Below are 23,636 nucleotides of genomic sequence, written 5' to 3' on the forward strand. Positions count from 1 at the left end.
GATCCTCCGAGGACGGACGAGTTAGGTGAGCCTCACCTTACTAGAGGTCCTTACTGGTCACGCCCGCCTGTCGAGTGACGCCAGATGGCTCGCCCAGGGCGTCCTGAGGAGCCATCTCGCGTCGCTCGACGAGGACCCGGGCTACCGGGCGGCGGCCAGCTCGGCCTCCGCTTCGGCCTGCGGGCCGGGGACGACGTGGGTCCGGGCGCGCACGACCGGGACGAAGAGGGCCACGATCGCGGCGAGCGTCGCCGTACCGACCAGGACGGCGAAGCCGTGGGTGTAGCCGGCCTCGACGGGGATCCCGTCGGGGCGGGCGCCGGAGGTGACGACGGTGGCGAGCACGGCGCTGCCGATCGCGCCGCCGACGGTGCGGATGTTGGCGTTCATGCCGCTGGCGACACCGGTCTGGGACTGCGGCACGGCCTCGACGACCAGGTTCGACATCGCCGCGAAGGCCAGGCCGAAGGCGAAGCCGAGGATCGTGGTCTCGACGACGACCTGCCAGACCTGGTCGTGGGCGAGGACCAGGCCGAGGGTGCCGAGCGCGGTGAGCGCAGCGCCGACGAACAGCAGTGGCTTGGAGCCGTAGCGGCCGGCCAGCCGGCCAGAGAGCAGCCCGGCCAGGAAGGTCGCGACGGTCTGGGGCAGCAGGAGCAGGCCGGACTCGGTCACCGAGGCACCGAAGCCGTAGCCGGCCGCCTCGGGCACCTGCAGGAAGGCCGGTAGGAAGGCGAACATGCTGTACATCCCCATGCCGAAGAGCAGGGCGACCAGGTTGACGGTCCACACCGTGGGGATCCGCATCATCTTCATGTCCACGAGCGGGTCTGCGCTGCGGGCCTCGGCCAGCACCCAGACCGGCAGCAGCACCGCAGCGGCCACGAACAGGGCGACGACCTCGACCGAGCCCCAGCCCCAGCTGTGACCCTGGCTGACGCCGAGCAGCAGCGCGACCAGCCAGGCCGAGAGCAGCAGCGCCGAGCCGACGTTGATGCGACCCGGGGTGCGCTCCGGCGACTCCGGCACGAGTACGGCGGCCGCGACCGCGGCGAGCACGGTGATGATCATCGGCAGCCAGAACAGCCAGTGGTAGCTCAGCGCGTCGACCAGCGGGCCGGCGAGGACCAGGCCGATGCCACCGCCGACGGCGAGCAGCGCGCCGGAGACGCCGACCGCGCCCGCGACCTTCTCGCGCGGGAACTCGTCGCGGATGATCCCGAAGGTCAGCGGCAGCACGCCGCCGCCGATCCCCTGCACCGCACGGGCGGCGATCAGCACGCCGATGGACGGCGCGAGCGCGGCGACAAGGGAGCCGACCGCGAGGGCGGACAGGGCGAAGACGAGCATCTTCTCCTTGCCGACCTTGTCGCCGACCCGGCCGATGATCGGGGTGAAGACCGAGGCGGAGAGCAGGTACGCCGTGAGCACCCAGGTCGCGGTCGCCTGGTCGGTCTCGAGCTCGCGCGCGATGGTCGGCAGCACCGGGTTCACCATCGACTGGAGCAGCGAGAACGACGCCACTCCCAGCAGTAGCACCACGAAGGTGATCCGGTAGTCGGTCCGTCGATCCAAAGCAGAAGTCACGGACCGTTGCAACCGTCAACCATCCGCCGGCATTCCCCGGTCAGCCGGTGATCTGCGCCACCGCGGCCCGCGCCGACCCGATCACGGCCGGGATCCCCACCCCGTCGTACGACGCTCCGCACACGGCCAGGCCGGGGACGGCGGCCACCGCCGCACGGGCCCGCGCGACCCGGTCGAGGTGCCCGAGGGCGTACTGCGGCAGCCCGCCGCCCCACCGCTGCACGTGCACGTCGACGGGCACGGCCCGCAGGCCGGTGGCGTCGGCCAGGTCGGCGAGCGACCACGCGACCAGCTCCTCGTCGCTCGCCTGGAGCGCGACCTCCTCGCCGTGCCGCCCGAGCGAGGTCCGCAGGAACAGCAGTCCGGCCTCGCGACCGGCCTCACGCACCCAGCCCCACTTGGCGAAGGAGAAGGTCGACGCCTTGATCCGGCGCCCCTCGACCGGCGGCACCAGGAAGCCGGACGAGTCAAGGTCGTCCAGGTGCCCCGCGTCGGCGGCCCGGAACGCGAAGGTCACCACCACCATCGACGCCGCCTCGATCGCGGCCAGCTCGGCCGCCGCGGCCGGCGCCACGTCCGCCAGCAGCCGGGCGCTCGGCGCGGCCGGCGTCGCGAGCACGACCGCGCCGGCCTCGACGGCGACCGGGTCGGTCGTCGGGCCGGTGACGAGCCGGAAGCCGGTGGGCGTGCGCTCCAGGGCCCGCACGGTCACGCCGGTGCGGACGTCCAGGCCGGCCGCCACCGCCTCCGGCAGCGACCCCATCCCCCCAGGCAGGCCCGCGAAGACCGGCCCGTCGTACGACGGCGGCAGGGCCGCGGCCCGCTCGAGCACGGACCCGCGGCGGGCCAGCGCGAGCAGCTGCGGCACGGCCGCGCGGGCCGAGATCCGGCGGGCCTGGCCGGCGTACACGCCGCCGAGCAGGGGCTCCACGAGCCGGTCGGTGACCTCGGCCCCGAACCGCCGGTCGACCAGGTCGCCGACCGTCAGGTCCTCGTCGAACGCCGCCGCGGGCTCCGGGGGCAGCGATGGCTCCTGCCGGACCCGGGCCAGCCCCTCGGGGCTGAGCACCTCGGAGGCGGCGAGCGCGTCGAGGTCGAGCGGCACGCCCATCAGCGAGCGCGGGAGGGGCCGCAGCGCTCCCCGCGACCAGATCCGCGAGGAGACGACCGCCGGGTGCTCGACGCTCAGCCCGACCGCGCGGGCCAGGTCGACGCCCTCGGAGCGTCGGTGCAGCATCGCCTCGGCGCCGACGTCGACCGTGACGCCGGCGACCGGCTCGCGGCGGAGCTTGCCACCGACGCGGTCGGTGGCCTCCAGCACGACGACCTCGTGGCCCGCGGCCACCAGGTCGCGGGCGGCGGTGAGGCCGGCGATGCCGGCCCCGACGACGACGGTGCGAGGACTCACGCTCCGAGGCTATGCCCCGGGGTCAGGCGGTGTCGGAGAGCCGTCCGAAGCCGCTGCGGTGGAAGACCAGCGGCAGCGAGGTGTCGGCGTGCTCGACCGCGTGCAGCTCCAGCAGCACGATCGTGTGGTCGCCGGCCTCGACCTCGCGGTAGATCGTGCAGTCGAAGCGGGCCAGCCCCTCGTCGAGGGTGACCGCACCCTCCCCGCTCACGCTGACCGGTACGCCGTCGAAGCGCTGCGCGACCGGTCCGGCGAGCTGACGGCAGAGCGGGCCGTGGTGGTCGGCCAGGATCGTCACGCCGAGGTGGCTGGCCCGGCGCAGGTCGGGCCAGGTCTTGGAGCTGTTGGCGATCGAGAAGGACACCAGCGGCGGCTCCAGGCTCACCGAGGTGAAGGAGCTGGCGGCGAGCCCGGTCAGGGCGCCGTCGACCTCGGCCGCGACGGCCACCACCCCGCTCGGGAAGATCCCGAAGGCCTCCCGGAGCCGGGTGGGGTCGAGGTCCTGGTTGGTGATGAGCTCGTGGGCGACGGCCGCGACGGGCCGATTCACGACGCGGCCGTCTTCCGGGCCGGGGCGCCGAACGGCACCGAGGCGGTGGCGCCGGTCGCGGGCGCGGGGTGCTCCCAGAGGCCGCGGCGGGTCAGCTCGGGCAGCACGCCCTCGCCGAACCAGTAGGACTCCTCGAGGTGGGGGTAGCCCGAGAGCACGAACTCCTCGATGCCGACCTCGGCGTACTGCTCGACGAGGTCGGCGATCTCGGCGTGGCTGCCGACCATGGCCGTCCCCGCGCCCCCACGGACCAGGCCGACACCGGCCCAGAGGTTGGGGTGGATCTCGAGGCCGTCCTTGCTGCCCTGGTTGAGCTCCAGCATCCGACGCTGACCCTCGGACTCCGAGCGCTTCAGACCGGCCTGGACCCGGGCGATGTCCTCCTCCGAGATGTTCTCGAGCAGCCGGTCGGCCTCGGCCCAGGCGGCCGCGGAGGTGTCGCGGGCGATGGTGTGCAGCCGGATGCCGAAGCGCAGCTCGCGGCCCTGCTCGACCGCCTTCTCGCGGACCCGGGCGATCTTCTCGGCGACGGCGGCCGGCGGCTCGCCCCAGGTGAGGTAGACGTCGGCGTGCTTGGCGGCGACGTCGAGCGCGGCCGGCGACGAGCCGCCGAAGTAGATGAGCGGCAGCGGGTCCGGGATCTGGCTGAGGACGGCGTCCTCGACCCGGAAGTGCTCGCCCTCGAAGTCGACCGTCTCGCCGGTCCAGAGCCGGCGCACGACCTCCAGGAACTCGTCGCAGCGCGCGTAGCGGCCGTCCTTGTCGAGGAAGTCACCGAACATCCGCTGCTCGTGGCTCTCCCCGCCGGTGACGACGTTGAGCAGCAGCCGGCCCCCGGAGAGGTTCTGGAAGCTGCCCGCCATCTGGGCCGCGAGGTACGGCGCCGTCAGCCCGGGGCGGAAGGCCACCAGGAACTTCAGCCGCTCGGAGAGCGAGCTGAGCATCGCCGTCGAGATCCAGGCGTCCTCGCACCACGCGCCGGTCGGGGTCAGCGCGGCCTCGAAGCCCAGCTGCTCGGCGCTGCGGGCGATCTGGCCGAGGTAGGCCACCGAGGCCGGCCGACCCGAGCCGATCACGTCGGCCCCGTGGCCGCCGCCGACGACGTTGCGTCCGTCGCCGCCGTTGGTGGGCAGGAACCAGTGGAACTTCAGGTGGCTCATACGTTTCTTTCCTTCCGGTGGTCGAGTAGCCCGTGAGGAACGAGCGGGCGCATCGAGACTCAGAACTGGCCGTGGTTGGGCGGGAGGGTCCCGTCCACGGCGTACCGGCCGAGGTGCTGGACCTTCCAGGCGGCCGGGTCGTGCAGGGTGTGGGTGCGGGCGTTGCGCCAGTGCCGGTCGAGGTTGAGCGACGCCAGCGCGGAGCGGGTGCCGGCGACCTCGAAGAGCCGGCTGCTCACCCCGACGGCGGCCCGGGCCCCGGCGGCACGCGCGGCGGCCACGGCGAGGCTGGCCTCGCCCGCGCTCTCGGGCCCCAGGTCGCGGTCGGCGTCCTCGACGGCCAGCCCGGCCTCGGCGAGCAGCGCCTCCGCCGCGCGCACCTCCAGCTCCATCTCGCCGAAGGCCTGGACGACGAGCGGGTCGTCGGCGGCCCGGTCGACCCCGGCGTCGGGGTAGGGCCGACTGCGGGTGGTCACGAAGTGCGCGGCCTCGCTGAGCGCGGCCCGGGCGATGCCGGTGTCGATCGCGGCGTGCAGCAGCTGGGCGAAGGCGCCGAAGGTCTGTGGACCCTCGAAGGTCAGGTGGTACGGCGTGATCCGCGACGCGTGGACGCTCACGCCCTCGAGTCGGACCGTGCCGCTCGCGGTCGTGCGCTGGCCGAGCCCGTCCCAGTCGTCGAGGACGCTCACGCCGTCGGCGTGGCGGTCGACCCAGGCCACGTGCATCGGTCCGTCCTCCCCGAGGTGCGCGAGCACCGGGATCCAGTCGGCGAAGAGAGCGCCGGTGCTGTACCCCTTGACCCCGTCGAGCACCCAGCGGTCCTCGCCGGCCGGGCGCAGAGTGGTGCGGAAGTCGCGGACGTGCTTCGTCCCGATCTCGGACTGGGCGTTGCCGAGGCGTCGGCCGGCCAGCACCTCGCCGAGGAAGAAGGCCTGCTGGGCGCTGGTGCCCTGGTGGCGCAGCACCCCGACGTAGACGAAGTGGCTCTGCGGGATCTGGGCCACGCTGGGGTCGCCGGCCGCCAGCAGGCGCAGGACCTGGGCCACCGTGCCCGCGCCGAGCCCGGCACCGCCGTACTCCTGAGGGACGGTGATCGCGAGCAGGCCGGAGCGCGACAGGACGTCGAGCTCCTCCGCGGGCAGCAGGCGGTGGGCGTCGCGCTCCGCGGCGTCGACGGCCAGCGCGGCACCGAGCCGCGCCGCCTCCTCGACCGCCCGTTCGGCGTCGAGGACGGGGACGGTGCCGGGCGTGACCAGCGTCGTCATCCCACCCGCTCCAGCTCGGCGGCCTCGAGCTCGCGGACGATCGGGAGGACGTGGGTGCCGAAGTACTCGACGTCCTCCAGGTAGTGCAGGAAGCCGCAGAGGATGAGGTGGACGCCGCGCCGCTTGTACTCGAGCATCCGCTCGGCGATCTGCTCGGGCGTGCCGACCAGGCCGGTGCGGAAGCCGTCGTTGTACTGGACGAGGTCGGCGAACTCGGAGTCCTGCCACATGCCCTTCTTGTCCCCGGTCGCCTGCCCGGCCTGCTTGACGGCCGAGCCGAAGCCCTCGACGGCCTCCCGGTCGGCCTTGTCGATGATCTCGCGCAGCACGTCGCGGGCCTCGGCCTCGGTGTCGCGGGCCACCACGAAGCCGTTCACGCCGAAGCGGACCGACCGTCCGTGGACCTGGGCGACCTCGCCGACATCGCTGACCTGCTCGGAGATCCCCTCGGGGGTGTTGCCGTTCATGAAGTACCAGTCGGCGACCCGGCCACCCATCCCGCGGGCGTCGGTGGAGTTGCCGCCCATGAAGATCTCCGGGTGCGGGCGACCCTCGGCGGCGACCGGCTTCGGCTTCAGGTCGAAGTCGTGGAGCCGGTAGAAGTCGCCGGAGTACTCGGCCTGCTCGGAGGTCCAGATCTCGCGCAGGTAGCGGATGAACTCCTCGGAGCGGCGGTAGCGCTCCCCGTGCTCGAGCCACGGCTCGCCGAGCTTGGTGAACTCGTCCTTGAACCAGCCGCTGACGACGTTGACGGCCATCCGGCCCCCGGTCATCACGTCGGCGCTGGCGACCAGCTTGGCGAGCACCCCGGGCTGCCACAGACCGGGGTGGACGGCGGCGATCACCTTCAGCCGCTCGGTCGCCAACGCGATGGCGAGGCTGATGCTGGTCGACTCGTGCTGGTAGGCCGCGCCGTACGACGCGATGTAGCGCACCTGCGACAGGGCGTACTCGAACCCGTTCACCTCGGCGAGCTGGGCCAGCTGCTTGTTGTAGTCGTAGCCCCAGTCGGTGCGCTGCTCGATCTTGCTGACGACGAGCCCGCCACTGACGTTGGGCACCCAGTACGCGAACTTGAGGGGCTCACGGACCGGTTCGTTCGCTGCGTTCATCGGGCGACTCCTCCACTTGACCACTTATGTTCATAACCTTGATGGACATTGACGTTCGATGCAAGGCAAGACGGCTCACGGCGCGGCAGAGCATGGCGACGGGGTGATCGGCGAAACCGATCACCCCGCCCGCCCTTCACTCCCGAGCGGCCGGATCGTGTCGTCGTCGGGCGTGCAGGCCGCGCCACCAGGCCTCGGGACCGTCGACCAACACATCGAGCGCGACGCCGACCTCGAGACCCAGGTCGAGGGCGACCCGACGAGCCGCACCGGCCGAGGCCGTCAGCTCGGGGTCGCGATCCCCGCCGAGCAACCCGACCGCCCGCTCGACGAGCGCCTCGGCGACCGCGAGGCGGCCACGCAGCTCGGACGACGCGGCGAGCACGGCGTACCGGCGGTCCGGGAGGTCCCGGACGCCCGCCGCGGCCGTCGCGAGCGCACCATCGACGAGGCCGAGGTAGAGGTGGGCGAAGAGCAGCTGCACGAGTGGGAAGAGTCGCTCGGACTCCTCGTCGGACGCGCCCACCCCTACCCGCACCCCGTCGACCAGGGCATCCCCGACCTCCGCGCGACCCGCCTCGCCCGGCGCACCGAGGAAGTAAATCGCGGCCTGGTCGGTGGGGACGACCGTGGCGACCCGCCGCCCACTGCCGTCGACGACGCCGACCAGCACGGCCCGGTCGCTGGCGCAGCCACCCGCCGGGAACGAGGCGGCACCCAGGAGCACCAGGTCGTCGCCGACCTCACGGGCCCGCAGACCGACCGCGCGCGGGTCGAGGGCGCCCGTGACGAGCAGGTTCTCCTGCGTCAGGCGGGCCAGGGTGGCCGCATCCCGGGTCGCCGCCCACAGGTAGTGGTAGCCGAGCAGCTGGGCGACCACGCTGTCGGCAGCCGCGACGGCCCGGACGACTCGGAGCGCGGTCGACCAGGTCTGCCCGCCGCCGCCGTACTCCTCGGGCCCGAGCAGTCCGACCAGGCCCGAGTCCTTCAGCAGCCGCACCTCGGCGTCCGGCGCGGGCGCGACCTGGTCACACCCGATCGCGCCGACGGCGAGCTGGGTGGCGACGGCGCACGCGCGCGCGACCCACCCCTCGCCGGTGACGGGCGCGGTCGAGATGGACAGGTCCGGCACGTGCCGGGCCGACTGGGTGGTCATGGCCGACCCCTCCTGGTGGTGGAGCAGTAGAATCCTGAACTTCACAAACTTTCTCAACCAATTTACTAGACTTAATGCAGAGAGCAAGAGGCAGTCCGTGCGCATCGAGCAGCTCGAGTACATCGCCGCCGTCACCCAGTACGGCTCGCTCCGCAAGGCGAGCGAGAGCCTCCACGTCTCCCAGCCCGCCCTCAGCGAGGCGGTCTCCAAGCTGGAGCGCGAGCTCGGCGTGATCCTGCTCGACCGACGTCGCTCCGGAGCCCGGATCAGCCGCCGCGGCCGCGAGCTGCTGCAGAACATGGTCGAGGTCCTGGAGGCCGTCGACCGGCTGCGCACCGCCGCGGGCGACCAGGCCGCCGGCCACCACGTGGTCCGGGTCGGCACGGTGAGCGCGGCGACCTCGACCGTGCTGGTCCCCGCCGTCCGCGACTTCCGGGCCGCCCACCCCGGCCGCACCGCCGAGGTCCTCAACATCCAGCAGGGCGAGATCGACCAGGGGCTTCGGGAGGGAGCCCTCGACCTCGGCCTGGTCAACGTGCTCGCCGGCGACGACACCCCGCCCGACCTGGTCGACCTCGGCCTGGTGCACGGACGCCCGGTGGCGGTGCTGCCGGCCGGCCACCCGCTGGCGTCGTACGAGGAGGTGACGACCGAGCAGCTGCGCACCGAGCCTTTCGTGGCGATGCGGGCCGGCTACCTCATGCACCGCTTCGCACACCGGCTCTTCGGCGTCGACATGCCCGAGATCTCCTACACGACCGACGGGGCCGAGCTCGGCAAGACCATGGTCGCCGAGGGTCTCGGGGTCACCGTGCTCCCCCACTACAGCGTCGCCGGCGATCCCCTGGAGCGGGCCGGCCTGATCACCCATCGTCCGCTGCGACACGACAGCACCGCCGTGACGCTCGTGCTGCGGCAGCGCCGACAGCAGCACGTCCCGCAGCCGGTGCGCGACCTGGCCGCCGCCCTGGTCGCCCGGGCCCGCACGCAGGACGGAACCACCTCTCCCCCGGTGGCGTCCGAGACCGCATGAGACGCACCCTCGCCGCCGTCGCCGCCACCGCGCTCCTCGCCCTCACCGCCTGCTCGTCCTCGGACGGCGACGGGGGCGGCGACTCGGCCGGCGCGAGCGCCCAGTACGACGAGTCGGCCTCCGAGGCGCCGGCCGAGCCCGAGGCTCTGACGGCGTACGACGAGGACAGCGCCGCCGACCCGGCGCGCGCGGACGTCGTGTCGCAGACCGCCCCCGAGGCCGAGGCGCGCTCGGTGATCTCGACCGGCGACGTCACGCTCCGCAGCAAGGACGTCGCCCAGGCCGTCCTCGCCGTCCGCCGGGTGGTCGACACGGTGGCGGGCCGGGTCGAGACCGACCAGGCCGAGACCGACCGGAAGGGCGCGCTCGTGCGGTCGCAGATGGTGCTCCGCGTGCCCTCGGCCCGCTTCGACGAGGCGATGCAGGCGCTGAAGGGGACCGCCACCCTGGTCTCGTCCGGCGCCGACAGCAAGGACGTCACGACCGAGGTCCTCGACGTGGACGTCCGGGTCCGGGTCCAGCGCCGCAGCATCGAGAGGATCGCCCTCCTGCTGGACCGCGCCGAGAGCATCCGCGACATCGTGAGCATCGAGGCCCAGCTCTCCCAGCGCCAGGCCGACCTCGCCGCTCTGGAGCGGAAGCAGACGGTGCTGGCCTCGCAGACCTCGATGTCGACGATCTCCGTCTCGGTCGAGCGCACCGAGAAGAAGACGGCCGCGGACGAGAGGGAGCAGAACGAGGCCGGCTTCCTCACCGGGCTCGACGCCGGCTGGGACGCGCTGAGGACGTTCGGCGTCGGCTTCGCCACCTTCCTCGGCGCGGTGCTGCCGTGGACCCTGGTGCTGCTCGTCCTCGCCGTACCCGGTGTCCCGCTGCTGCGGCGGCTGCGCCGCCGCCCGGCCGCACCGCCGACCGCGCCCGCGGCCTAGGCCGGCCGGATCGGGCCGATGAGAGTTTCATCGGCTGGCCGATGAAACTCTTCCCTGGACGATGAACCTTTGTCGTCCCGGCGTGAGGTCTGTCGGCCAGCCGATGAAACTCTCTGGCGCCGACGAGCTCAGCCCTCGTAGGTCTGGACGAACTCCGTCAGCCGTGCGAGCTGGTCGGGGTCGGTGGACGGGATCACGCCGTGACCGAGGTTGAAGATGTGACCCTTCGCCGCGCGGCCGGCCTCGATGATCTCGGCGGCGCGGGCGGTCATCACCTCGGTCGGGGCGAAGACCAGGGTCGGGTCGAGGTTGCCCTGCACGCCGCGGTCGCCGACCTGCGGGATCGCGGAGGCCAGCGGGGTGCGCCAGTCGACGCCCACGACGTCGGCGCCGGCCTCGCCCATCGGGCCGAGCAGGTTGCTGGTGCCGACCCCGAAATGGATGCGCGGGACGCCCAGTGCGCCGGCCCGCTCGAGCACCCGGGCGGAGTGCGGCATCACGTGCTCGCGGTAGTCGCCGGGCGTCAGCGCCCCGGCCCACGAGTCGAAGAGCTGGACGGCGGAGGCCCCGGCCGCGACCTGGACCTCGAGGTACGTCGCCGCGATGCCGGCGATCTTGTGCATCAGCGCGTCCCACACGTCGGGGGCGCCGAACATCATCGCCTTGGTCTTCGCGTGCTCCTTGGACGGCCCGCCCTCGACGAGGTACGACGCCACGGTGAATGGCGCGCCCGCGAAGCCGATGAGCGGCGTGCCGCCGAGCTCGCCCACCAGGCCGCGGACCGCCTCGGTGATGAACGGGACGTGCTCGGGCGTGAGGTCCGGGATCGCCTCGACGTCGGCCAGGGTGCGCACCGGGTCGGCCACGACCGGGCCGATGCCGGGCTTGATGTCGAGGTCGACGCCGACCGCCTTCAGCGGCAGCACGATGTCGGAGAAGAAGATGGCGGCGTCGACGCCGTAGCGCCGCACAGGCTGCATCGTGATCTCCACGACGAGCGACGGGTCCATGCAGGACTCGAGCATCCCGACGCCCTCGCGGAGCTTGAGGTACTCGGGCAGCGAGCGGCCCGCCTGGCGCATGAACCAGACCGGCGTGTGGGGCACCGGCTCCCCCCGGGCCGCCTTCAGGAAGGCGCTCGCAGCGAGGTCGGGGTGGGGCTGATCGGTGCTCACGACCGCAAGGGTGACACCTGTCCCGGCGTGTTCGCACATCGGTTCGAGCGAGGCGGACCTACTGTGGAGCCATGGTCGTGCGTCAGGAGACGCACCCGGACACGGGTGCGGCAGGCAGCCCCCCGGATTTCCGCGCCGCCGTGAGCACCATGCAGGCCGCCCGGCTGCGGCCCGAGGTGCTCTGCGAGGAGATGCCGGCACCGCAGCGGATCGCCCCGCACGCCGCCGCACTGTCGGCCGACGTCACCGTCGACGACACCGACCTCGGCACCGGCCGGCTGATCCTGCTCCACGACCCCGCCGGCAACGACGCCTGGGACGGCACCTTCCGGTGCGTGGCCTATGCGCGGGCCGAGATCGAGGTGGACCTGATCACCGACCCGATGCTCGCCGACGTGGGCTGGTCCTGGCTCACCGACGCGCTCACCGGCCACGGGGCGTCGTACGCCGCCGTCTCCGGGACGGTCACGCGGGTCGCGACCGAGAGCTTCGGCGGGATGTCCGACGAGGACGGCACCGCCCAGATCGAGATCCGCGCCTCCTGGACGCCGGTCGCCGTCGGCGACGCTCCGCTCGACCTGGCCCCGCACGTCGAGGCCTGGGGCGAGCTGCTGTGCACCGCCGTCGGTCTGCCGCCGGTGCCCGAGGGGGTCGCCGTGATGCCGAGCCGGCGGGGGCAGCGGGGCTCGACCCGCTGATGACCGACCCCGTCGACCCCACACCGGAGCCCGGTCCCGAGGCCCCGGTGGAGCCCGAAGCCGAGCCGGCACCCCTGCTGACCCTGCGGGACGGCCTGCCGCCCGTCATCGACACGCCGCCCGCACTGGCCGACTACTGCCGGCTGCTCGCCGCTGGCAGCGGCCCGGTCGCGATCGACGCCGAGCGCGCGTCGGGCTACCGCTACTCCAACCGTGCCTACCTCGTGCAGCTGCGCCGTGAGGGCGCCGGCACCGCCCTGGTCGACCCGATCGGGCTCGACATGGCCCCGCTGCAGGAGGCCCTGGCCGGCACCGAGTGGATCCTGCACGCCGCCACCCAGGACCTCCCCTGCCTGGCCGAGATCGGCCTGCACCCCGACGCCCTCTTCGACACCGAGCTCGCCGGCCGGTTGCTCGGCCACCCGCGGGTCGGGCTGGCCACGCTGGTGGAGACGGTGCTCGGCTTCCGGATGAAGAAGGAGCACTCGGCGGTCGACTGGTCGACCCGGCCGCTGCCCGCGCCCTGGCTCGAGTACGCCGCGCTCGACGTCGAGGTGCTCGCCGAGCTGCGCGAGGCCCTCGGCCGCGAGCTCGACGAGGCCGGCAAGGCGGAGTGGGCGCGCCAGGAGTTCGACCACCTGCGCTTCTTCGAGCCGACCCCGCGCGTCGACGCGTGGCGTCGTACCTCCGGCATGCACCGGGTCCGCGGCCGCCGCGGGCTGGGCGCCGTCCGCGAGCTGTGGACCACCCGCGACGAGCTCGCCGAGCAGCGCGACGTGACGCCCGGCCGGATCATCCCCGACGCCGCGATCGTCGCCGCCGCGCAGGCGCTGCCCGAGGACCGGGCCGCGCTGCTGGCCACCAAGGGCTTCCACGGCCGCGGTGCCGAGCGCTACTCGTCGAAGTGGGTCGCCGCGCTGCGCAAGGTGGCCGAGCTCGAGGAGCGCGACCTGCCGACCCGCTCGCCGCGGGGCGACGGACCGCCGCTGCCGCGCGCCTGGGCCGAGAAGGACCCCGTCGCCGCCCGCCGCCTGGTGATCGCGCGCGAGGCCATGGCCGCCCTGGCCGAGCAGCACCACCTGCCGGTCGAGAACCTGCTCACCCCCGACTTCCTGCGCCGTACGCTCTGGACGCCGCCGAGCAGCCGCGTCCCTGAGCAGCTCGCCACGGAGGTCGACGCCGCGCTCACCGCGCTCGGCGCCCGACGCTGGCAGGTCGACCTGACCGGTCCGGTGATCGTCGACGCGATCCTGCGTGGCGACGAGGAGCCGCCGGCCGCCCCGGCCGAGGTCGAGTCGGACTAGCGCCGACTAGTCCGTCGACTCCGGGTCGGCCGGGCTCTCGGTGCCGTCGGACTCCTCGGGCTCCTCCGGGTCCAGCACCGTCCGGGAGGCCTCGTCGATGCGGCTCGTGAGGTCGTCGAGGTCGTCGAGGACCGGGACGGTGAACATCTCGTCGAGCAGCGGCGCGACGGACTGGTCGAGGGCCGGCCACACGTCGAGGCGCGGGAGGACCTGCAGGTCGCCGACGCTGGACGTGAAGACCGCGGCGTGCTCGGGCTGGCGGTCGGGCTGGAGGAAGTCGTCGGTCAGGGCGACCGCCTGGTTGACCGGCACGATGTAGCCCGACCGGGCGACCGTGCGGACCGCGTCGGTCGAGAGCGCGTAGACCAGGAAGTCGGCGGCCGCCGGCACGTTGTCGCCGCCGTTCCCGATGCAGGCGCCGGTGATCTCGCCGATCGTGGCGGGCGAGTCGAGCGTCGGCATCGGCATCACGTCGAAGTCCAGGCCCTCGACCTCGCGGAGCTCGGGCACCATCGAGCGGTAGCCCTCGATCATGCCGAGCCGGCCCCGCTCGAACCACTCCAGCGGCGTACGACGCGCCAGCTGCTGGTCGGAGAGGGTGACCGTCGGGTCGCGCAGCACCTCCAGCGTGCGGGTCAGCGCCTCGCGCGAGCTCTCGTCGGAGAACGCGAAGGAGGTGGGCTCCTCCTCGTCGTCGAAGAGCTTCCCCCCGCCGGAGTAGAGGAACGGCGCGAGGCTGTGGGCGGTCGGGTCGACGTGGACGCCCTTGTTGCGGGGGCGTCGGGCGGCGAAGCGGGCCGCCTCCTCGAACTGGTCGAACGACCAGCGGGCGTTCTCGGCCGACGACGGCACGTTGAGGCCGCGCGCGGCCATCCGCTCGAAGTTGACGAGCCGGGTGTTGTAGAAGATCACCATCGGCGAGATGGAGTAGGGCATGCACTGCAGCCGGCGGTCGTCCGAGAAGGCCTCGAGCGCGGCGCGGGAGTACTGGTCGCCGAACTCGACGCCCCGCTCGTCCAGCATCTCGTCGACGGGGACGTTGAGGTCCTCGTCGCGCAGCCAGACCAGGTCGTCGCGGTCGGCGAGGAAGACGTCGGGCGCCTTGCGTCCGCCAGCGCGGACCGCGGCCTCCAGGGCGGTGTTGTCGGGGTAGGCCAGGACCTTGACCTGGGTCAGCTCGGAGGTGGCGTTGTAGGCGTCGACCATCTCCTGGTACGACGCGACCTCGGCCTCGCTGCCCCAGACCCCGAAGGTCAGCCGGCTCTTCTCGACCGCGGCGGTGGTGGGGGCCGGCGACGGGCCGACGTCGGGGCCGGACTCCGTGTCGCACGCGGCCAGCCCGAGGGCGACCCCCAGGGCCAGACCGGCCGCCAGGACCCGTCGTACACGCCTCGCAGTCACCCGCACCCTCTCCGTCACACCCGTCCACTCACGCCGGGCACACCCTACCGACCGAGCGCCAACGGTTGCGCTCCTCAACCGAGGAACGGGAGAGCGGCGTTGATCACGCTGTCGAAGACCGCACGGTCGAGGGCCGCGCCCTCGCGGCGCACCACGGCCGGCTCCAGCACCAGGAGCCGGTCCAGGCGGACCTCGCTCGGGCGCCGCTGCCGGTCCCAGCCACCGGACCCGACGTCCATCCAGTGCCGGCCGTAGCGGGCCTCGTCGGCCGCGTCACGGTCGTGGTCCTTACTGGTGAGCATCAGGCCGAGGAGGCGGTCCCCGCGCCGGCCGATGACCAGCACCGGGCGGTCCTTGCCCTGGCGCGGGTCGTCCTCGTAGGCGACCCAGGCCCACACGACCTCGCCCGGGTCGGGGTTCCCGTCGGGTCGGGGGTCGTAGCCGAGCTGGTCGCCACCGGCGGGCCGGCGGGCCGCCGCCGGGGTGGACCGACGGCTGGGCAGGAGACGGGCGAGGAGGCGACGCATGCCCCGAGCCTAGAGAACACGCCGGACCGGGAGCGCCTCACGGCGCGTGGCCGCTCGTAGCGGCTTATTTTGGGACCCGGGGCTGCCACGGCCCGACGTGCTCTCCTTGAGTCTAACGGCCGGGGCCAGGTGGATCTAAGAGAGTCGGTGCTCGAGCTCCAGGTGGCCCGCCGCCTCCAGTTGCTCCGAGACCAGCAGCATCCGGCGCAGGTCGCCGTCGTCGCCGCTCGCCCGGCCGGCGGCCACGACCCGGGCGAAGGCCGCCCCGCGGAACAGGACGTCGGCGAAGTCGCCCTCGACGATGCCGCGCAGCACCTGGTCGACCATGGCCTTCAGCTGCTCGGGACCGGGCGGGTCGGCGACGCCGGCCACCACCCGCGCCACCTGGGCCCGGCCGCGGCCCTCCTCGAACTCCCGCGCGGCGGCCACCGGGTCGGCGTACACCCACGACCGGAGGACGAAGAGCCGCCACAGGCACCCGGCCAGCGAGTCGGCCGGCGACCCGGCCCAGACCTCGGCGATGGTCTCGATGCCCTCGGTCTCGGCGAGGTGCAGCAGCCGCTCCGCGACCGCGTCGTCACCGCTCGCCCGGGCCCCGCGCACCAGCAGGGTCGCGGCCCGGTCGGCGGCCTCGCTGACCAGTGCCGGGTCGGTGCCGCCGACCAGGTCGTCGAAGTACCGGTCACCCGGCTTCATCGGGCGGTGGTGGCGGCGCTCGGACATGCGGTCAGGCTACGACGCCACCGTCAGCCGAGCGCCTTGCGGATCCGCTGGTCGCTGACCGGCGCCGGGGTGCCGAGCTGCTGGGCCCACAGCGAGACGCGGTACTCCTCCAGCATCCACCGCACCTGCCGCAGTCGCTCGCCCGGCGGGCGGCCCTCGGGGAGGGCCGCGAGCTGGTGGAGGTAGGCCTCCTGCAGGTCCCCGACCCGGTCGGCCAGCTGCCGGTCGCGGGCGGCCGCCTGGCCACCCTCGTCGAGCCGCGCGCGACGCTGCTGGAGCGCCGCGAGGTACGTCGGGTACCGCCGCAGCTGGGTCGGCCCGGCCTCCCCGACGAAGCCCCGGTGGATCAGGCGGGCCAGCTGCGCCTTCATGTCCGAGAGTGCCGGCAGCTGGTGCATCTCCGCCCGCCCGCTGAGCGCCTTCTCGGCCTGCCGCCACGCGTCCAGCACCCGGATCACGTCGGCCAGCAGCCCGCGCAGCGCGGCCTCCTGGTCCCGGGCCGCCTCGGCGCGGAGGGCGGCGTACGCCTGCTCGTCGCGGACGGGCGGTCGGGCGTCGACGACCGCGCCGACCACCGCGGACCGGCAGTCCTCGAGCAGCTCGGCGACCGTCGGGTACGGCGACCCCGCGAGCCCGAGCTTCTCGGTGTTGGAGAGTCTGTCGAGGATCGCCTTGACCGGCGACCGGGTCTCCAGGAGCAGCAGCCGCCGGACGCCGAGCCGGTGCCGCGCCTCCTGCTCCTCGGCGGAGCCGAAGACCTGCAGCCCGACCGTGGTGCCCTCGTCGACCAGCGCCGGGTGGGCCTGCACCTCGTGGCCGGCCCGCTTCTGGGTGAACGAGCGCTCGACGGTGCCGAAGGCCCAGGTCGTCTCGCCGGTGCGGGCCAGCCCGCTCTGGGTGGCGACCTCGGCCATGGCCTGCGCGAACTTCGGGCGCAGCGGCTCCTTGAGCGCCTCGAGGTCCTTGCCCCGGGCCTGCTCGCGCCCGCTGTCGTCAACCACGCGGTACGTCGGCCGCAGGTGCTCGGGCATCTTGGTCCAGTCCCAGGCCACCCGCGGGACGACGACGCCGGCGGTCGAGCGGCACCAGCGCTCCAGGGCGTCCAGCAGCGGCTCCTCCCCCGCCGGGACGCTTGCGAGGAACTCCCGCGCCTTGTCGGGCGCGGGCACGAAGCTCACCCGGAGGTTCTTGGGGAGGCTGCGGATCAGCCCGGTGACCAGCTCGTGCCGCAGGCCCGGGACGTTCCAGGAGAAGTCGTCGGCCTCGACCCGGTTGAGGGTCGCGACGGGGACGTCGATGGTCAGCCCGTCCTCGGCCGCGCCCGGCTCGAAGTGATAGCTGATCGGGAAGGTCAGGCCCTCGGCCTCCCACTGCTGCGGGTAGTCGCCCGCGGCGACCTCCTCGACCGTGTCGTGGGTCAGCATCGCGGGGTCGAAGGTCAGCAGGTCGGGCTGCTCGCGGCGGGTCTGCTTCCACCACTGGTCGAAGTGGGCGCCGCTGACGACCTCGCGGCCGACACGGGCGTCGTAGAAGTCGAACAGGGTGTGCTCGTCGACCACGATGTCGCGGCGCCGGGCGCGGTGCTCCAGCTCGGCGGCCTCCTCGAGGAGCCGCTGGTTCTCGGCCATGAACCGGTGGCGGGTGTGCCACTCCCCGTAGACGAGGGCGTGCCGGATGAACAGCTCGCGCGACAGCTCGCGGTCGACCCGGCCGTAGGAGATCAGCCGGTCGGCGATCAGGGGTACGCCGTACAGCGTGGCCCGCTCGTGGGCCATCACGGACGCGCGCTTCTTGGACCAGTGCGGCTCGCTGTAGGTGCGCTTGACCAGGTCGCCGGCGAGCCTCTCGGCCCACTCGGGCTTGATCGCGGCGTTCTGGCGGGCCCAGAGCCGGCTGGTCTCGACGAGCTCGCCGGCCATCAGGAACTGTGGGTTCTTCCTGGCCAGACCGCTGCCCGGGAAGATCGCGAACCGGGCGCCGCGGGCGCCGAGGTACTCGCGCATCGGGCGGCGACCACCCGGGCTGCCCTTGCCCTTGTCGACCTCCTCCAGGAGGCCGATGTGGCTGAGCAGGCCGGACAGCAGGGCCTGGTGGATGCCGTCCGCGTCGTACGCCGCGCCGCCTTCGGTGGTCGAGGGCCCCGCGAGGGACGAGCGGGGTGTATCGAGACCCATCTCCTTGCAGACCTGGCGGAGCTGGGACTCGAAGTCCTGCCACTCCCGGACCCGCAGGTAGTTGAGGAACTCGGCCTTGCACATCCGACGGAACGCGCTGCCGGAGAGCTCGCGCTGCTGCTCCTTCAGGTGCCGCCACAGGTTGAGCAGGGTGAGGAAGTCGCTGGTCTCGTGCTTGAACCGGGCGTGCAGCTGGTCGGCCTGGGCGCGCTGCTCCTCGGGCCGTTCGCGCGGGTCCTGCAGCGACAGTGCGGCGGCGATCACGATGACCTCGCGGACGCAGCCGAGCCGCTCGGCCTCCAGGATCATCCGCGCCAGCCGCGGGTCGATCGGCAGCCGGGCCAGCCGCCGGCCGAGCTTCGACAGCCGGCCCTCCCGGAGCGCGCCGAGCTCCTCGAGCAGCTGGACGCCGGACTGCACGTTGCGCTTGTCGGGCGGCTCGACGAACGGGAACCGGGCCAGGTCGCCGAGGCCGAGCGAGGCCATCTGCAGGATGACGCTGGCCAGGTTGGTGCGCAGGATCTCGGGGTCGGTGAACTCCGGGCGGCCCTCGAAGTCCTCCTCGGAGTAGAGCCGGATCGCGATGCCGGCCTCGACGCGGCCGCAGCGGCCGGAGCGCTGGTTGGCCGAGGCCTGGCTGATCGGCTCGATCGGCAGCCGCTGGACCTTGGTGCGCAGCGAGTAGCGCGAGATGCGGGCCACGCCGGTGTCGACGACGTACCGGATCCCGGGGACGGTCAGCGACGTCTCGGCGACGTTGGTGGACAGCACGACCCGGCGGGTGGCGTTGCCGTGGGAGGAGAAGACCCGGTGCTGCTCGGCGGCGGAGAGGCGGGAGTAGAGCGGCAGGATCTCGGTGCGCGGCAGGTCGCTGAGCGCCTCGGCGGTGTCGCGGATCTCGCGCTCGCCGGGCAGGAAGACGAGCACGTCGCCCGGCCCCTCCTGCGCCAGCTCCTTGACCGCCTCGACGATCGCCTCGGTCTGGTCGCGGACGACGGCCTCCCCCTCGTCGTCCTCATCGGGCAGCTCCATCAGCGGCCGGTAGCGGACCTCGACGGGGAAGGTGCGCCCGGAGACCTCGACGACGGGGGCGTCGAAGTGCTGCGCGAACCGGTCGACGTCGATGGTCGCACTGGTGATGATCAGCTTCAGGTCGGGACGCCGGGGCAGCAGCCGCTTCAGGTAGCCGAGCAGGAAGTCGATGTTGAGGCTGCGCTCGTGGGCCTCGTCGATGATGATCGTGTCGTACTTCTTCAGGTCCCGGTCGCGCTGGAGCTCGGCCAGCAGGATGCCGTCGGTCATCAGCTTGACCCGGGTCGCCCGCGACGTGCGGTCGGTGAACCGGACCTGGTAGCCGACCACCCCGTCCGCGCCACCCAGCTCGGTGCCGAGCTCGCTGGCGATCCGCTCCGCGACCGACCGCGCGGCGATCCGGCGCGGCTGGGTGTGGCCGATCAGTGCCTTCTCGCCGCGGCCGAGCTCGAGGCAGATCTTCGGCAGCTGGGTGGTCTTGCCGGAGCCGGTCTCGCCGGCCACGATCACGACCTGGTGGTCCCGGATGGCCTCGGCGATGTCGTCGCGACGCTGGCTGACCGGCAGCTCGGACGGGTAGGTGATCTTCACAGCCCGACCATCATCCCAGGCCGCGCCAGCGGTTTCGCGCCGCCGGGTTCCCCTCGACTAGAACCTGTTCTAGATTCAGCCCGTGAGCGAGACGCAGCAGTACGACGTGGTCGTGGTCGGGTCCGGCGGCGGGGCGATGACGGGGGCGCTGCTCGCGGCCCGGGCGGGCCTGCGGACGGTGGTCGTCGAGAAGACCGACCTGATCGGCGGCACCTCGGCGTACTCGGGAGGCGCCTGCTGGCTCCCCGGCAGCGCCGTGCAGCAGCGGGCCGGGATCGGCGACTCGACCGAGGGGGCGCGGTCCTACCTCGGCGCGATCCTCTCCTCCCCCGACGCCGCGAAGGTCGAGGCCTTCCTGGCGCACTCCCCCGAGCTGGTCGCCTCACTGGAGGAGGCGGGCCTGCCCTTCGAGTGGCTGCCGTTCGCGGAGTACTACGACGCCCCCGGGCGGGTCCCCATGGGCCGCTCCATCCAGCCGGTCAGCATCAAGCGCGGCGAGCTGCCGGCCGAGGTCGCGGCGCTGGTGCGCCCGCCGGTCGAGCGCGACCGGGCCGGCGAGGGCGGGCGCAACACGCTGAGCGGCGGGCAGGCGCTGATCGCCCGGCTCGCGGCGCTGTACGTCGAGGCCGGGGGCGAGCTGCGCACCCACCTGCCGGTCACCGGCTTCGTGCTGGACGACTCCGGCGACCGGGTCGTCGGCGTGGCCGCCATGACCCCGGAGGGGCCGGTCGTCCTGCACGCCTCGCGGGGCGTGCTCGTCGCGGCCGGTGGGTTCGAGGGGAACGCGGCCCTGCGCGCGGCCCACGCCGTACCTGGGGAGGTGGCGTGGACGATGGCCCCGCGCGACACGAACACCGGTGAGCCGATCGAGGCCGGACTGGCCCTCGGGGCGGCCGGCGACTTCAGCGGGGTGGGCTGGTTCTGCCCGGGGCTGGAGCAGCCGGACGGGGGCGGGTCGTTCACACTCGGCTTCCGCAGCGGCCTGATGGTCGACGCGAACGGCCGCCGCTACGCCAACGAGTGCCTGCCCTACGACCGGTTCGGCCGGGAGATGGCCGCCTCCGAGGACCGCATCCCGTCGTGGTTCGTCTTCGACTCCCGCGAGGGCGGCCGGCTGCCGGCGATCGCGATGCCCGAGGGCGACCCGGCCGAGCACCTGGCCGCCGGGACGTGGGTCCGGGCCGACACCCTCGAGGACCTGGCCGCCGCGACCGGGCTGCCCGCCGCCGACCTCGTCGCGTCGGTCGAGCGGTTCAACAAGCTCTGCGCCGACGGCGTCGACGAGGACTTCGGGCGCGGGGAGGACGAGTACGACACCTTCTTCACCGGCGGACCGGGCACCGCGCTGGTGCCGTGCGACCAGGCGCCGTACTTCGCCGCCCGCTTCGTCCTCTCCGACCTCGGCACCAAGGGCGGCCTGGTCACCGACCCAGCCGGCCGGGTGCTGCGCCCCGACGGCTCGGCCATCGACGGCCTCTACGCGTCGTCCAACTCGGCCGCCTCGCTCTTCGGCGGCGTCTACCCCGGCCCCGGCGCCCCCCTGGGCAGCGCGATGGTCTTCGCGTCGCTCGCCGTGCGGGACCTGCTCAGCTGACCCGTTCGCGGATCGCCGCGACGACCTCGCGCGGCTCGTCGGCGAAGAAGCGCACCTCGCCGACGCCGTACGACGCCCCGCGGACCTCGACCACCAGCGGCGCGGCGAGCCGGAGCGTGACGTTGGTGCGACTGCCGACGACGACGTGCAGGACGCCGTCCTCGACCTGCAGGCTGCGCGACGACTCACGCCCTTTCTCGGCGACGACGACGGCGGCGACCTGCGACCAGGGCACCTCGACCGCGGGCGTGCGCTTCGCCGTACGCAGGCGGAGGCCGGCGTCGTCGAGCAGGTGCGGGTAGACGTAGTGGCACGCGGTCATCCCGAGGCACCAGGCCAGACCCCAGATCCCGACCACGTCGGCGGCCAGTCGCACGGCGTGCCACGGGATGATCAGGTGCAGGACCACGAGCTCGACCGCCGAGACGATCGTGATGCCCCAGAGCAGCGCCGCGACGGCGCCGACGTAGCGGACGGGTGTCGTCCCCGGCGGCACGTCGGGCCGGCGGCGGACGAGTCGGAGCAGGCCGCCGTACATCTGGAGCTCGAGGCGGACGACCAGCACCACGAGGTCCCGGACCCGCCTCATGCCGACTCCTCCGTCAGCGCGCGGAGCCGTGCGACGACCTCGCCGAGGACCCGCGTGAAGGCGGGCAGGTCTTCGTCGAGGCCGGCGAAGAGTCGGCCGGCGAGCTCCCGCTGCCCGGCCACCAGCCCGGCGCCCAGGGCCGCCCCGTCCTCGGTCAGCGTCACGAGCGTCGCCCGCCGGTCGGTCGGGTGCGACTCCCGCGTGACCACCCCCGCAGCGCCGAGCTCGTCGACCAGGGTGGTGACCGTCCGCGGCGTGACGCCCAGCATGTCGGCCAGGACCCGCTGGGTGGACGGCCCGGCGTGCTGGACGGCGAAGACGAGGTGCGCCTTGGTCTCGGTCAGCCCGAGCTCCCCCAGGCCGCGGCGCATGTCCTCGCCGAGCAGCACGGTGAGCTCAAGGACCAGGTCGAGAGCGGCGGTCGGGGCGTCCGGCATATCGTGAGTCTACTTCACTATGAACTGAAGTATCTAGCTCTGAGCGCGCCCGTGGCCCTGATCGGGCTGGCCGTCAGGGCTGCGGGGTGGTGCCGGTGTGGTCGCGGACGAACGTCAGTCCGTTGGGTGATCGCCAGATGAAGGTGGTGTCGTCGATCTTGTCGTAGCGCCACCGCGTATGTGTCTTGGCGCGGTGATGTCGTCGGCACAGGGGTGCGATGTTGCAGTCGCACGTGCTGCCGCCGTTGGCGGCTGGGTCGCTGTGGTCGTGGTCGCACGACCTGGCGCGGCGTCGGCACCACGGGAACACGCAGGAGTGCTGGAGCAGCGCTTGGCGTTCCTTCAACCGGTCGGGGACTTCGTAGGCATCCACGTGCACGTGACCGGCGAGGTCGATGACGGGCTTGATGACGACCTGGCTGTCTCTGTCCTGGCACCAGCCCTTGACCTGCTCCACCGAGATCAGGGTGCCGGTGTTCTCGACGCGGGCGATGGCCGCGTCGGCGAGATGCACGTGCACCACGACCTGGCGGGGGCGTTGGCGGTCCGGGTCCGGTTCGGCGTTCAGGTCCAGGGCGAGCTGGCGTCGGGCAAGGTCACCGACCGCGATCGAGCGACGCGCGTCGAGTGACAACCCGTCTGCGATGGTGCCGAGGTGGGACGCACCCCGGGCGATGGCGTCCTCGAGGTCGAGGGCATCGACCAGGTCGAGGGTGCCGCGGACTTCGACGTGACCGTCGTAGGAGACCTGCTGGGTCTCGATGTCGAAGTGCCGCACCTCGGCCGCATCCCGCGCCCGCTGGGCCGCGGTCTCGAGGTCGAAGCGGACCCGGGCTTCTTCGATGGTGCGGTCGAGTTGGGCGATGGAGATCTTGTGCGCGACTGAGGCGACGTGGGTGTCGACGAACTCGGCGCCGTCTTCGGGGAGGTCGATGGTCTCGGCGGCGATGCGGCGGGCCTTCCACACCGGCAGGTCCAACGACTGCACGCGCTCGTAGACGCGTGGCAGGCGGTGGGCGAGCTCGACGGCGTGGCCGAGGTAGATCCGACCGGAGTCGGAGGAGAGACCGAGTGCGGCGGAGAACTCCAGCACACTGAACTCGGCGATCAACGGTGCGCCGGGGCCGGCGATGGCCATCTCGTCCTCGCAGCCGGGAACCCAGACGGCGGCGGCATCTGACAGGGAGTCGG

20 protein-coding genes are annotated in these 23,636 nt (G+C 73.2%); 5 read left to right on the forward strand and 15 right to left on the reverse strand.

Annotated features, from left to right (window positions below):
• Window positions 1-141 precede the first annotated feature (141 nt).
• From BLT76_RS16800 to BLT76_RS16830, 7 genes are all read right to left on the reverse strand, one after another.
• Complete coding sequence (locus BLT76_RS16800) at window positions 142-1,575, reverse strand: MFS transporter (protein ID WP_211753021.1); 1,434 nt, start codon at window positions 1,573-1,575, stop codon at window positions 142-144.
• A gap of 52 nt (window positions 1,576-1,627) precedes the next feature.
• Window positions 1,628-2,995: a protoporphyrinogen oxidase gene (gene hemG, locus BLT76_RS16805; protein ID WP_090858698.1), complete on the reverse strand. Its 1,368-nt coding sequence runs from the start codon at window positions 2,993-2,995 to the stop codon at window positions 1,628-1,630.
• Between the two features lie 22 nt (window positions 2,996-3,017).
• The gene (locus BLT76_RS16810) at window positions 3,018-3,545 is read right to left on the reverse strand and encodes a flavin reductase family protein (RefSeq protein ID WP_170867106.1); all 528 of its coding nucleotides are present in this window, start codon (window positions 3,543-3,545) and stop codon (window positions 3,018-3,020) included.
• Complete coding sequence (locus BLT76_RS16815) at window positions 3,542-4,705, reverse strand: LLM class flavin-dependent oxidoreductase (protein WP_090858701.1); 1,164 nt, start codon at window positions 4,703-4,705, stop codon at window positions 3,542-3,544. Before BLT76_RS16815 ends, BLT76_RS16810 begins: the two co-directional genes overlap by 4 nt.
• 59 nt (window positions 4,706-4,764) lie before the next feature.
• Window positions 4,765-5,970, reverse strand: coding sequence for an SfnB family sulfur acquisition oxidoreductase (locus tag BLT76_RS16820; protein WP_090858705.1), 1,206 nt, complete (start codon window positions 5,968-5,970; stop codon window positions 4,765-4,767).
• A complete protein-coding gene (gene sfnG, locus BLT76_RS16825; protein ID WP_090858708.1) occupies window positions 5,967-7,082 on the reverse strand; it encodes a dimethylsulfone monooxygenase SfnG in 1,116 nt (371 codons plus the stop codon). Before sfnG ends, BLT76_RS16820 begins: the two co-directional genes overlap by 4 nt.
• Before the next feature lie 136 nt (window positions 7,083-7,218).
• On the reverse strand, window positions 7,219-8,238 hold the full coding sequence (locus BLT76_RS16830) for an acyl-CoA dehydrogenase family protein (RefSeq protein ID WP_090858711.1): 1,020 nt from the start codon (window positions 8,236-8,238) through the stop codon (window positions 7,219-7,221).
• A gap of 97 nt (window positions 8,239-8,335) precedes the next feature.
• Between BLT76_RS16830 and BLT76_RS16840 the strand changes: the two genes are divergently transcribed.
• On the forward strand, window positions 8,336-9,271 hold the full coding sequence (locus tag BLT76_RS16840) for a LysR family transcriptional regulator (protein ID WP_170867107.1): 936 nt from the start codon (window positions 8,336-8,338) through the stop codon (window positions 9,269-9,271).
• Window positions 9,268-10,200: a DUF4349 domain-containing protein gene (locus BLT76_RS16845; protein WP_090858717.1), complete on the forward strand. Its 933-nt coding sequence runs from the start codon at window positions 9,268-9,270 to the stop codon at window positions 10,198-10,200. Before BLT76_RS16840 ends, BLT76_RS16845 begins: the two co-directional genes overlap by 4 nt.
• Window positions 10,201-10,328: 128 nt before the next feature.
• On the opposite strand, the gene hemE is transcribed toward BLT76_RS16845, so the two are convergent.
• Window positions 10,329-11,414, reverse strand: a complete 1,086-nt coding sequence (gene hemE, locus BLT76_RS16850; protein ID WP_373366989.1) for a uroporphyrinogen decarboxylase — start codon at window positions 11,412-11,414, stop codon at window positions 10,329-10,331.
• A gap of 32 nt (window positions 11,415-11,446) precedes the next feature.
• Between hemE and BLT76_RS16855 the strand changes: the two genes are divergently transcribed.
• Window positions 11,447-12,073: a DUF3000 domain-containing protein gene (locus BLT76_RS16855; RefSeq protein WP_090858723.1), complete on the forward strand. Its 627-nt coding sequence runs from the start codon at window positions 11,447-11,449 to the stop codon at window positions 12,071-12,073.
• On the forward strand, window positions 12,073-13,377 hold the full coding sequence (locus tag BLT76_RS16860) for an HRDC domain-containing protein (protein WP_090858727.1): 1,305 nt from the start codon (window positions 12,073-12,075) through the stop codon (window positions 13,375-13,377). The genes BLT76_RS16855 and BLT76_RS16860 overlap by 1 nt, the downstream gene beginning before the upstream one ends.
• 6 nt (window positions 13,378-13,383) lie before the next feature.
• Here the strand turns inward: BLT76_RS16860 and BLT76_RS16865 are convergent, their stop codons facing one another.
• From BLT76_RS16865 to hrpA, 4 genes are all read right to left on the reverse strand, one after another.
• Window positions 13,384-14,778, reverse strand: a complete 1,395-nt coding sequence (locus tag BLT76_RS16865; protein WP_139175625.1) for an ABC transporter substrate-binding protein — start codon at window positions 14,776-14,778, stop codon at window positions 13,384-13,386.
• Between the two features lie 74 nt (window positions 14,779-14,852).
• Window positions 14,853-15,305, reverse strand: a complete 453-nt coding sequence (locus BLT76_RS16870; RefSeq protein WP_090858733.1) for a type II toxin-antitoxin system PemK/MazF family toxin — start codon at window positions 15,303-15,305, stop codon at window positions 14,853-14,855.
• A 135-nt stretch (window positions 15,306-15,440) separates the two neighbouring features.
• Window positions 15,441-16,028: a hypothetical protein gene (locus tag BLT76_RS16875; protein ID WP_244509447.1), complete on the reverse strand. Its 588-nt coding sequence runs from the start codon at window positions 16,026-16,028 to the stop codon at window positions 15,441-15,443.
• Window positions 16,029-16,051: 23 nt separating this feature from the next.
• The gene (hrpA, locus tag BLT76_RS16880; protein WP_090858736.1) at window positions 16,052-19,825 is read right to left on the reverse strand and encodes an ATP-dependent RNA helicase HrpA; all 3,774 of its coding nucleotides are present in this window, start codon (window positions 19,823-19,825) and stop codon (window positions 16,052-16,054) included.
• 82 nt (window positions 19,826-19,907) lie between these two features.
• Between hrpA and BLT76_RS16885 the strand changes: the two genes are divergently transcribed.
• Window positions 19,908-21,419, forward strand: coding sequence for an FAD-dependent oxidoreductase (locus BLT76_RS16885; RefSeq protein ID WP_090858739.1), 1,512 nt, complete (start codon window positions 19,908-19,910; stop codon window positions 21,417-21,419).
• On the opposite strand, the gene BLT76_RS16890 is transcribed toward BLT76_RS16885, so the two are convergent.
• The 3 genes from BLT76_RS16890 to BLT76_RS16900 all read right to left on the reverse strand — a co-directional run.
• Window positions 21,412-22,008: a hypothetical protein gene (locus tag BLT76_RS16890; RefSeq protein WP_090858742.1), complete on the reverse strand. Its 597-nt coding sequence runs from the start codon at window positions 22,006-22,008 to the stop codon at window positions 21,412-21,414. The two genes, BLT76_RS16885 and BLT76_RS16890, sit on opposite strands and share 8 nt — an antisense overlap.
• Window positions 22,005-22,445, reverse strand: a complete 441-nt coding sequence (locus BLT76_RS16895) for a MarR family winged helix-turn-helix transcriptional regulator (protein WP_090858745.1) — start codon at window positions 22,443-22,445, stop codon at window positions 22,005-22,007. Before BLT76_RS16895 ends, BLT76_RS16890 begins: the two co-directional genes overlap by 4 nt.
• Window positions 22,446-22,518: 73 nt before the next feature.
• Window positions 22,519-23,636: HNH endonuclease signature motif containing protein (locus tag BLT76_RS16900; protein ID WP_211753023.1), on the reverse strand; the 1,118-nt coding region annotated here is incomplete at its 5' end.

Source organism: Nocardioides lianchengensis, from assembly GCF_900101465.1.
GTDB lineage: Bacteria > Actinomycetota > Actinomycetes > Propionibacteriales > Nocardioidaceae > Nocardioides > Nocardioides lianchengensis.

Coding starts and splice junctions, on each gene's coding strand:
- BLT76_RS16815 (WP_090858701.1), bottom strand. CDS start 4,705: ATGAGCCACCTGAAGTTCCACTGGTTCCTGCCCACCAACGGCGGCGAC.
- BLT76_RS16820 (WP_090858705.1), bottom strand. CDS start 5,970: ATGACGACGCTGGTCACGCCCGGCACCGTCCCCGTCCTCGACGCCGAA.
- sfnG (WP_090858708.1), bottom strand. CDS start 7,082: ATGAACGCAGCGAACGAACCGGTCCGTGAGCCCCTCAAGTTCGCGTAC.
- BLT76_RS16830 (WP_090858711.1), bottom strand. CDS start 8,238: ATGACCACCCAGTCGGCCCGGCACGTGCCGGACCTGTCCATCTCGACC.
- BLT76_RS16845 (WP_090858717.1), top strand. CDS start 9,268: ATGAGACGCACCCTCGCCGCCGTCGCCGCCACCGCGCTCCTCGCCCTC.
- hemE (WP_373366989.1), bottom strand. CDS start 11,414: ATGTGCGAACACGCCGGGACAGGTGTCACCCTTGCGGTCGTGAGCACC.
- BLT76_RS16855 (WP_090858723.1), top strand. CDS start 11,447: ATGGTCGTGCGTCAGGAGACGCACCCGGACACGGGTGCGGCAGGCAGC.
- BLT76_RS16860 (WP_090858727.1), top strand. CDS start 12,073: ATGACCGACCCCGTCGACCCCACACCGGAGCCCGGTCCCGAGGCCCCG.
- BLT76_RS16870 (WP_090858733.1), bottom strand. CDS start 15,305: ATGCGTCGCCTCCTCGCCCGTCTCCTGCCCAGCCGTCGGTCCACCCCG.
- BLT76_RS16875 (WP_244509447.1), bottom strand. CDS start 16,028: ATGTCCGAGCGCCGCCACCACCGCCCGATGAAGCCGGGTGACCGGTAC.
- BLT76_RS16890 (WP_090858742.1), bottom strand. CDS start 22,008: ATGAGGCGGGTCCGGGACCTCGTGGTGCTGGTCGTCCGCCTCGAGCTC.
- BLT76_RS16895 (WP_090858745.1), bottom strand. CDS start 22,445: ATGCCGGACGCCCCGACCGCCGCTCTCGACCTGGTCCTTGAGCTCACC.